The organism is Kitasatospora sp. NPDC059462 (assembly GCF_042749955.1).
Lineage (GTDB): Bacteria > Actinomycetota > Actinomycetes > Streptomycetales > Streptomycetaceae > Kitasatospora.
This window is the reverse complement of record NZ_JBHYUU010000167.1, coordinates 9,246-17,908: the sequence shown is the minus strand read 5'-3', so window position 1 is coordinate 17,908 and position 8,663 is coordinate 9,246. Positions and strand designations below refer to the sequence as shown.

Annotated in this window: 6 protein-coding genes; 3 read left to right on the top strand and 3 right to left on the bottom strand. The window is 74.5% G+C overall.

Going from position 1 to position 8,663, the window contains the following annotated elements; genetic code table 11:
* Positions 1-2,187, top strand: a 2,187-nt coding sequence (locus ACFXAM_RS30645) for a histidine kinase (RefSeq protein ID WP_380296158.1), incomplete at its 5' end; no start/stop codon positions are given.
* Between the two features lie 213 nt (positions 2,188-2,400).
* The gene (locus ACFXAM_RS30640) at positions 2,401-3,747 is read left to right on the top strand and encodes a M28 family metallopeptidase (protein WP_380296157.1); all 1,347 of its coding nucleotides are present in this window, start codon (positions 2,401-2,403) and stop codon (positions 3,745-3,747) included.
* A gap of 63 nt (positions 3,748-3,810) precedes the next feature.
* Here the strand turns inward: ACFXAM_RS30640 and ACFXAM_RS30635 are convergent, their stop codons facing one another.
* Both ACFXAM_RS30635 and ACFXAM_RS30630 read right to left on the bottom strand, forming a co-directional pair.
* Positions 3,811-5,511 (bottom strand): acyl-CoA dehydrogenase family protein, encoded by a 1,701-nt coding sequence (locus ACFXAM_RS30635; protein ID WP_380296156.1) that lies wholly within the window; start codon positions 5,509-5,511, stop codon positions 3,811-3,813.
* A 57-nt stretch (positions 5,512-5,568) separates the two neighbouring features.
* The gene (locus ACFXAM_RS30630) at positions 5,569-6,204 is read right to left on the bottom strand and encodes a PadR family transcriptional regulator (RefSeq protein WP_380296155.1); all 636 of its coding nucleotides are present in this window, start codon (positions 6,202-6,204) and stop codon (positions 5,569-5,571) included.
* A 191-nt stretch (positions 6,205-6,395) separates the two neighbouring features.
* Between ACFXAM_RS30630 and ACFXAM_RS30625 the strand changes: the two genes are divergently transcribed.
* Entirely contained in the window at positions 6,396-6,866 is a 471-nt protein-coding gene (locus ACFXAM_RS30625; protein WP_380296153.1) for an SPW repeat protein, read from the top strand.
* A gap of 78 nt (positions 6,867-6,944) precedes the next feature.
* On the opposite strand, the gene ACFXAM_RS30620 is transcribed toward ACFXAM_RS30625, so the two are convergent.
* Positions 6,945-8,348 carry a class II fumarate hydratase gene (locus ACFXAM_RS30620; protein ID WP_380296159.1) on the bottom strand — a complete coding sequence of 468 codons (1,404 nt, stop codon included), beginning with the start codon at positions 8,346-8,348 and terminating at the stop codon, positions 6,945-6,947.
* Positions 8,349-8,663 lie beyond the last annotated feature (315 nt).

Genomic DNA, 8,663 nt, shown 5'->3' with positions numbered 1-8,663 from the left:
GCCCGGCACACCGCCGGCCCGGCCACCCGGCCCGCCCGCCCGCCCGGCCCGGCGGGCTCGTCCGCCACCACGGCGCCCCCGGCGCCGCACCCGGCCGCGCCCCGGCGCGCCGTCCTCGGCCCGGCGGCCTGGGTCTGCGTCGCGACCCTGCTCAGCGGGCTCGGCTGGGTCCTGCTCGCCGTCACCCACCCGAACGCCCCGTGGACCGCCCCGTTCTACCTCCACGACGGCGAGACCGTCCTGCTGGGCTTCGCCTTCGCGCTCTCCGGGCTGCTCGTCCTCGCCCACCGCGCCGCACCCGCCCCCGACGGCGCCGCCCCGGCCCCCGCCGCCGCGCCGGCCGGCCGCAGCCTCGGCCGCTGCCTGCTCGCCGCCGGCCTCGGCGGCTGCCTGTCCCGCTTCGTCCTCCTCGCCGCCGCGGTCACCGACGCGGGACCGGCGGCGAAGGCCCTCGGCGCGGCCCTGCTGCTGGCCTCCGTCGCCCTGTTCATCTTCGTCTCGCTCGCCCTCCCGCTCTGGCTGCCCGAGGGGCGGCTGCCAGGCGGACCGGGCCGGGCCTTCGTCGCGGCCATCGCGCTGTGGAGCGCCGTGCACGCGTGCGCCGTCCGCCTGCGCAGCCCGCTGCCCTACCACGGCGACGTCCTGCTGCCGCCCGGGCGCGGACTGCCGCTGGACGAATGGCACGCCACCCTGGTCGCCTGGGGCCTGGTCGCCGCCAGCCTGGCCGTCGCCGCCGTCCGCTGGCGGCGCTCCGCCCGGCCGCACCGCAGCGTGACCGCCGTCCTGGTGCCCTACCTGGTCTGGCTGGTCACCACCAACATCGCGCTGCGGCTCGGCAGCTCGGAGAGCGTCGCGGCGGTCGCCTACTTCGCCGGCTCCGCGCTGTGGATGCTCGGCGCGGTCGGCTACGCCTTCACCCGCGACCGTTCCCGCTACCTCGACCGGGCGACCCGCCGGATGCTCAGCGTCCTCGCCCTCACCGCCCTGCTGATCGCCGGCTACCTCGGCGTCGCGCTGCTGCTGCGCCGCGCCGTGCCGCAGGCCAGCAGCGCCCCCGCGCAGCTGCTCGCCGCCGCGGCGCTGGCCATCGGAGGCCTGCTCGGGCCCACCACCCGCTGGGTGGTGCGGGCCGTCGACCGCTTCTACTACGGCGACCGCGCCCGCCCCTACCAGGTGGTGCGGGCGCTCGCGGAACGGCTGAGCCGCGCCGTCAGCCCCGCCGACGCGCCGCCGCTGCTCTGCGACACCGTGGTGACCGCCCTCGGCCTGCCCGGCGCCCGGGTCGTGCTGCACACCCGCACCGGCCCGCACGAGCTCGCCTCCGTCGGCACCCTGGGGCCCGCCAGCCAGGTCTTCCCGCTCAGCTACGAGGGCGCGGTGATCGGGGACCTCTACGCGCCGCCGCGCACCGGGCAGCCCGAACTCGACGCCCAGGACCACGAGGTGCTGCGCTTCCTCGCCGACCAGGCCGCGCCCGCGATCGCCTCGCTGCGGATGTACGAGGAGCTCCAGCGCGGGCGGCGGCAGATCGTGCTGGCCCGGGAGGAGGAGCGCCGGCGCCTGCGGCACGATCTGCACGACGGCCTCGGCCCGACCCTGTCGGGTCTGCGGCTCGGCGTCGACACCGCGCGGGCCGCCGTGCCCGAGGACTCCCCGGCGGCCCGCTCGCTGATCGCGGTGTCGGCCGGGATCGGGCAGGCGATCGACGAACTGCGCCGGATCACCGAGGGGCTGGCGCCCGCCGCGCTGGCGGGGGAGGGGCTCGCGGTGGCGCTGCGGCGGCTGGTCGCGGAGCTGGACGGGGCGCGGGTGAGGATCTCCCTGGTGCTGGACCCGGACCCGCCGCCCGCGCTGCCGGCCGCCGTCGAGGTGGCGGCGCTGCGGATCAGCGGCGAGGCGCTGCACAACGTGCTGCGCCACTCGGGCGCCGGGCGGGCCCGGTTGACGCTGCGGGTGCGTCCGGAGGCGGTGGTGCTGGAGGTCTGGGACGACGGCCGCGGCTTCCACGCGGGGGGCGGGGGAGGCGCCGGGGCCGTCCGGCGGGCCGGTTCGGGCGTCGGGCTGCGGTCGATGGCCGAGCGGGCCGAGGAGCTGGGCGGCCGGTTCGAGACGGGCAACCACGACGGCGGCGCCGTCGTCCGGGCCGTGCTGCCCCGCACGCCCGAGCTGCCGCCGGTCGACGCCTGACCGCCGCCTGACCGCCGCCGCCTGACCGCCGACGGCTGACGGATATCGGTCGTCGCCGCTCCGCCGCCCCTTGACGGGGACCTCGCTTCGCCCAATCATCATGGTCGCGTCAACTTTTCCGCGCGGCCGGTGGCCCCACGCCCCCTCAGTACCCCCCTGCCGCCCGCGAAGTGGCGCGCTTCCGTTCTGCCCCACCGGATACCGGAGCCCCCATTGACCGAGCGCGCCCCGCGGCGATCCCGCCTGCGCCGAACCGCCCTGTCCGCCGCTGCCGCCGTCACCCTCGCGGCCGCCTTCCTCGTCCCCGCCGCCTCGGCGGCCCCCGCCCCGGCCGGCGCCCCCGCCGCGCCGACGGTGGCCGCCGCCCCCGACATCCCGGTCGCCAACGTCAAGGCGCACCTGGCCCAGCTCCAGTCGATAGCCACCGCCAACGGCGGCAACCGCGCCCACGGCCGCACCGGCTACAAGGCCTCGATCGACTACGTGAAGGGCAAGCTGGACGCGGCCGGCTACACCACCACCCTGCTGACCTTCAGCTACAACGGATCGACCGGCTACAACCTGATCGCCGACTGGCCGGGCGGCGACACCTCGCACGTGGTGATGGCCGGCGCCCACCTCGACTCCGTCAGCGGCGGCCCGGGCATCAACGACAACGGCTCCGGCTCGGCCGGCGTCCTGGAGACCGCGCTCGCCGTCTCGCGGGCCAGCCTCAAGCCCACCAAGCACCTGCGGTTCGGCTGGTGGGGCGCCGAGGAGTACGGCATGGTCGGCTCCAAGAACTACGTCAACGGCCTCGGCGCCACCGAGCGTTCGAAGATCGAGACCTACCTCAACTTCGACATGATCGGCTCGCCCAACCCCGGCTACTTCACCTACCGCTACGACAGCGCGCTCGACGCCCTGTTCCGCGACTACTTCGCCGGCCTGGGCATCAGCACCGAGCAGGACTTCGAGGGCGACGGCCGCTCCGACCACGCCCCGTTCCAGAACGCCGGCATCCGCGTCGGCGGCCTGTTCAGCGGCGCCGACTACACCAAGACCAGCGCCCAGGCCGCCAAGTGGGGCGGGACGGCGGGCCAGCCCTTCGACCGGTGCTACCACTCCTCCTGCGACACCAGCGCCAACATCAACGACACCGCGCTGGACCGGATGAGCGACGCCATCGCCCACGCGATCTGGACCCTCGCGGCCGGCAGCACCACCCCGCCCACCGGCACCGTCTTCGAGAACACCGCCGACGTCCAGATCCCCGACTATGGCTCGGCCGTGACCTCCGACATCACCGTCACCGGCCGCACCGGCAACGCCCCGGCCGCGCTCCAGGTCGGCGTGGACATCAAGCACACCTTCCGCGGCGACCTCGTCATCGACCTGGTCGCGCCGAACGGCACCGCCTTCCGCCTCAAGTCCTCCAGCAGCGACTCCGCGGCGAACGTGCAGACCACGTACACCGTGAACGCCTCCGCCGTGCCGGCCAACGGCACCTGGAAGCTCAAGGTGCAGGACGCCGGCCCGCAGGACACCGGCTACATCGACAGCTGGAAGCTCACCTTCTGACGACGCGCCGGAACGCTCCGGGGGCGCCGGTCCGCCGTGCGGCCGACGCCCCCGGAGGTCCGCCTACGGGGCCATCTCGTACGCGCCGGAGAGCGCCTCGACCATGCCCCACACCTTCGCCGCCCGTGCGCCGTCCGCGACCGGGCGGCGCACGTGCGCCAGGGCCCACGCCGCCTGGGCCTCACTGGTGGACGCCTTGCCGTGCAGCTCGGTGGCGTGCGCGGAGAAGTCCCGCACCAGCGCGTCGAAGACCTGGTCCAGCAGGTCCGCGTCCAGCCCGGTGAGCGCGGCCTGCTCCAGCACCAGCTGCCCGTAGACGATCAGCGCGAACAGCTGGCCGATCTCCAGCAGGAAGTCGAGGTCCGCCTGCTGCTCCGTGCCCGGTGCGTGGTTCAGCAGCAACTCGCAGAAGCCGTCGGCCTGTTCGCGGAACCGGGCGACGTTCGGCAGGTGGCCGTGGGCGTCGTAGGCGGCCCGCCAGTCGTGGAAGCGGATCGCTCCCAGGCCGCGGGCCGGGCCCTGCCGGAACAGGAAGGCGTCGTCGGCGGCGTCCTGCCGGGTCGGCACCGGGGCGTACTCGGCCGGGTCGAACAGGTGGTTCGCCATGAACTTGAGGATCAGCGCCAGGTTGACGTGGACGGTGCCCTCCAGCTTCGGCAGGCCGCGGATGTCCTTGGCGGCCTTGTCGAAGTAGGTGTCCGCCTCGAAGCCCTTGGCCGCGATGACGTCCCACATGAGGTCGATGACCTTCTCGCCCTCGGTGGTGACCTTCATCTTGGTCATCGGGTTGAAGAGCAGGTAGCGGCGGTCCTCGGGGGAGGCGGTGCGGAAGTAGTCCACCGCCCGCGCGGAGAACAGCTTCATCGCCACCAGCCGCGCGTAGGCGTCGGTCAACTCGCGGCGCACGTGCGGGAAGTCGGTGACCGGCTTGCCGTACAGCACCCGGTTGCGGGCGTGCGTCACGGCCTCGTACATGGCGTGCTCGCAGATGCCGACCGAGGCGGTGCACAGGTTGAACTTGCCGACGTTGACGGTGTTCAGCGCGGCGTCGAAGGCCGCCTTGCCGGTGTGCAGCACGTCCTCGGCGCGGACCGGGCACTCCTCCAGCCGGAACTCGCTGACGTACATCTGGGCGTTGACCACGTTCTTCACCAGGTGGTACGCCTCGTGGCGGCTGTCGGCGGCGAAGAAGACGTAGCCCTCCGGTCCCTCGACGTCCGAGCGGCGGCCGAAGACCGAGACCAGCCCGGCGACGTTGCCGTTGCCGATGTAGTACTTGGACCCGGTGGCGGTGAAGCCGCCCTCGCCGTCCGGGGTGAGGATCATGTCGGTCGAGTAGATGTCGGCGCCGTGGCCGCGCTCGGAGAGGCCGAACGCCATGACGTGACCCTCCGTCAGGAGCCGGGCGGCGCGCGCCCGGACGGCCTCGTTCTCGCTCTGCCACACCGGGCCCAGGCCCAGGATGGTGACCTGCCAGGTGTACCAGTAGCCGAGGCCGTAGAAGCCGAGGATCTCGTTCAGCTCGGCGATCCGGGCGGTGTCCCAGCGCTTGGCCGGATCGGCGGCGGAGGGCGTCAGGAACTCGGCGAACAGGCCCTCCTTCGCGGCGAAGTCGAGGAAGTCGGCGTACCAGGCGCGGTCGACGTAGGTGTCGATCAGCGCCTTCTTTCCACGCGATTCGAACCAGTCGACGGTCGCGCGCAGCAGCCGGCGGGTCGGCTCGTCGAACTGCGCGGGGTCGTAGGTGCGCGGGTTGAAGAGCATCGCGGGCTCCCGGGGGTCGAGGGTGAGGGTGAGGGTGAGGGGTGGGGGGAGAGGGGGTTAGCGGCCCGGGTCGTCCGGGCCGCCGGCCAGCTCGCGCAGGGTGGCGAGCACGTCGTCGAGCCAGGCGATCGTCATCCGCTCGTACTCGATGCCGCCGCGCAGCACCACGTGCTGGAGCCGCTGCCGGGCGTCGAGCGCGGCCGGGGCCGGGGCCGGGTCCGGGCCGGCGGCCCCGGGGTCGGTGGCCCCGGGGCCGGTGGTGTCCGGTCCGCCGGCGCCCGGGAAGTCGCGCCGCTCGCCGTGCAGGTAGCGGGCGAGCAGGGCGGCGTGGCCCTCCCGGTGGCGCTCGACCTCGGGGATCAGCGCGGCCGGGTCGTCGAAGGCCGCCGCCCGGATCCGGACGGCGAGCTCGTGCCGGACGGTCTCCGGCTCGACGGGCTCGCGCAGCCAGGCGGCGAGTGCCGCACGGCCGGGCGGGGCCGCCGAGTACACCTTCTTGTCCGGCCGGCCGTCCTGGGCGACCTCCTCGGCGCGGACCCAGCCGTCCGCCTCCATCCGCCGCAGCACCCGGTAGATCTGCTGGTGGGTGGCGGTCCAGAAGCGGCCGATGGACCGGTCGAAGCGCCGGGCCAGCTCGTAGCCGGAGCCGGGCCGTTCCAGCAGCGAGACGAGGATCGCGTGCTCCAGTGCCATGGGCGGCATCCTGCTATGCAACGAATTGCATAGGCAAGGGCGGCGGGCGGCGGTGAGACGGAGCTCACCCGCCGCAGCGGCGTGGGCGCGGAAGGGTAACCGCCCAGGTCAAAAGGTGCAAAACGGTCGAACGGCGCCAGAATGGTACTGGGCTAGAGCCCTCCATGTTCGCAACCTAGGAGGTGGTATCGGTGTCGACCCAAGCGCCGATGGGCATGGAGCACCATCCGGACATCGTCGAACTCCGGGAGCACTACGAGCGGGTCACCCTGACCCCGCGGGCCCAGGCCGTCGAGGCCCTGGCCGTTCTGGCCGGTCTGTTCCTGGCGGCTTCGCCGTGGATCGTCGGCTTCACCGCGTTCAACACGCTCACCGTCACCTGCCTGATCGTCGGCATCGCCTACTGCGTGCTGATGGCCGGCTACGGCTCGGCGTACGAGCGCACCCACGCACGGGCCTGGGCGGCGACCCTGCTCGGCGCGTGGACGATCATCTCCCCGTGGGCCGTCTCCGGCGAGGCGGACCGGGGCCGGAACATCATCACCTGCCTGATCGCGGGCGCCGTGATGTTCCTGCTGGGGCTCGCCGCCATCTCGATGGCGACGATGACGTCGAACGGAGCAGCGATGCGGCGCGGCCGGGCCGGCCGGGCCAGGGGCTGACGGTCACCGCGAGCCCGACACCCGGGGCGCGGACGGCGGCGCCGCCGTCCGCGCCCCGGGCGCGATCCCGTCCGGCGGCTACGGCCGGGTCATCCGCAGCACGTCCAGCGCCTCGTCCAGCTGCTCCACCGTGAGCCGCCCCTGCTCGACGTAGCCGCGCTCCAGCACCACCTGACGGATGGTCTTGCGCTCGGCGAGCGCCTGCTTGGCGACCTTGGCGGCCTCCTCGTAGCCGATGTACCGGTTCAGCGGCGTCACCACCGACGGCGAGGACTCCGCGTACTCCCGGGCCCGCTCGGCGTTGGCCGTGATCCCGTCCACCGCGCGGTCGGCCAGCAGCCGGGCGCCGGCGGCGAGCAGCCGGACCGACTCCAGGACGTTGCGGGCGATCACCGGCAGCATCACATTGAGCTCGAAGTTGCCGCTCGCCCCGGCCACCGTGACGGTGGCGTCGTTGCCGATCACCTGGGCCGCGACCATCAGCACCACCTCGGGCAGGACGGGGTTCACCTTGCCCGGCATGATCGAGGAGCCGGGCTGGAGGTCCGGCAGGTTCAGCTCGCCGAGACCGGTGCGCGGCCCCGAGCCCATCCACCGCAGGTCGTTCGCGATCTTGGTGAAGCCGACGGCGACGGTGCGCAGCTGGCCGCTCAGCTCGACCAGGCCGTCCCGCGCGCCCTGTGCCTCGAAGTGGTCGCGGGCCTCGGTCAGCGGCAGCCCGGTGGTGCGGGCGACCTCCTCGATCACCGCCGCCGCGAACCCGGGCGGGGTGTTGATGCCGGTGCCCACTGCGGTACCGCCCAGCGGCAGTTCGGCGACCCGGGGGAGGGTGGCGAGCAGCCGCTCCCGCCCGTGCCGCACCTGCGCCGCGTAGCCGCCGAACTCCTGGCCGAGGGTGACGGGCGTGGCGTCCATCAGATGGGTGCGCCCCGCCTTGACGACGTCCGCGAACTCCGCCGCCTTGCGCTCCAGCGCCTCCGCCAGGTGCTCCAGCGCCGGGATCAGCTCCTGGCTGACGGCGGCGGTGGCGGCGATGTGGATCGAGGACGGGAAGACGTCGTTGGACGACTGGCTGGCGTTGACGTGGTCGTTGGGGTGGACCGGGCGGCCGAGGCGCTCGCCGGCCAGGGTGGCGATCACCTCGTTGGTGTTCATGTTGGACGAGGTGCCCGAACCGGTCTGGAAGACGTCCACCGGGAACTCGGCGTCCCAGCGCCCGGCCGCCACCTCCTCGGCGGCGGAGGCGATCGCGGCGGCGGTCTCCTCGTCCAGCACGCCGAGCCGGGCGTTGACCCGCGCGGCGGCGGCCTTGATCCGGGCCAGCGCGGCGATGTGCGCCCGCTCCAGGCGCTGGCCGGACACCGGGAAGTTCTCCACCGCCCGCTGCGTCTGCGCCTGCCACTTCGCCCCGGCCGGCACCCGGACCTCGCCCATCGAGTCGTGCTCGATCCGGTAGTCGCCGGTCATCTGCTCGTCACCCATCGTGCGCTGCACCTCCTGAACGGTCCCGGCCGGTGCGGGGCCCCTTCGGGCCCGGGGTCCCCGCTCCCGGCCGGGTACGGCTTCCGCACACCACAGCCGCGCGCGGGCCCCGGGTATTTCCGGGCCGGCGCCGGAGCCGGTGCCGGTGCCCGCTGCCCGCGTCCGGAGAAGCGGTGCGCGTCCGAGGGGCGGGCCCCAGGGGTGGGGGGGGGGGGGCGGCGGGGGGCGCCCCCCGCCGGCGGGGGGGGGTGGGGGGCCCGCCCCCCCCCCCCGCCCGCGCCGCCCGCCCCGCGGGGGGGCCGGGCCCGCCCCCCC

Excerpts from the sequence above, each read along its gene's own strand:
- ACFXAM_RS30630 (WP_380296155.1), bottom strand. The coding sequence starts at position 6,204 with ATGGCACTGGAGCACGCGATCCTCGTCTCGCTGCTGGAACGGCCCGGC.
- ACFXAM_RS30635 (WP_380296156.1), bottom strand. The coding sequence starts at position 5,511 with ATGCTCTTCAACCCGCGCACCTACGACCCCGCGCAGTTCGACGAGCCG.
- ACFXAM_RS30620 (WP_380296159.1), bottom strand. The coding sequence starts at position 8,348 with ATGGGTGACGAGCAGATGACCGGCGACTACCGGATCGAGCACGACTCG.